1 protein-coding gene is annotated in these 766 nt (G+C 72.5%); it reads left to right on the top strand.

Annotated elements, in window-relative coordinates; genetic code table 11:
* Positions 1 to 735, top strand: a 735-nt coding sequence (locus ABFX46_RS43330; protein ID WP_346050466.1) for a CBS domain-containing protein, incomplete at its 5' end; no start/stop codon positions are given.
* Positions 736 to 766 lie beyond the last annotated feature (31 nt).

The raw sequence follows: 766 nt of genomic DNA, 5'->3' as shown, positions 1-766 counted from the left end.
CCCCGTGAGCCTGCGCAAGCCCGCGCGAGAACCCCCCAGGAGGAGACCATGAAGCGCCGGACCGTCCAGGACGTCATGACCACGAGCGTCGTGACGGTGACCGAACAGACCCCGTTCGCCGAGATCGCCGAGACCATGGCCGAGCACCGCATCAGCGGCGTGCCCGTGCTGGACGCCGCGGGCCGCGTGACCGGCATCGTCACCGAGGCCGACCTGCTCCGCAAGCAGGAGTACAAGGACGGCGGCGCCGCCCACCGGCCGATGCGCGACAGGATCCGGCGCCACGCCGAAGCCGAGACCAAGGCCGCGGCCGTGGACGCCCGGGGCCTGATGAGCACACCGGTCGTCTCCGTCGCCCCGGCCGCCTCCATCGCCCGGGCCGCCCGGCTGCTGAACGCCCGCGGATTCAAGGCCATGCCGGTCATCGGCGAGGACGGGCGGCTCGCCGGCATCGTGGCACGCCGCGACCTGCTGCGCGTCTTCCAGCGCTCCGACGCCGAGATCCGCGACGAGGTCATCCGGGACGTCCTGATCACCAAGCTCTGGCAGGACCCCGCCGACGTCGGCGTCCGCGTCCGGGAAGGGGTCGTCCACCTCACCGGCCACGTCGAGCTCAAGAGCCTCATCCCGATCGTCGTCCGGCTGACCGCCGCCACCGAGGGCGTCGTGGATGTCGTCCACACTCTCGGGTACGACCACGACGACACCCGCCCCGCCCCGTACCCGAGAGCGTGAGGCCCGTGCACAACGCCGCAGACAACGCCGC

This window comes from Actinomadura chokoriensis, from assembly GCF_039529475.1.
Classification (GTDB): Bacteria; Actinomycetota; Actinomycetes; order Streptosporangiales; family Streptosporangiaceae; genus Spirillospora; species Spirillospora bangladeshensis.
The sequence above is the reverse complement of the archived record's forward strand: the minus strand, read 5'-3'. Positions and strand labels throughout refer to the sequence as shown.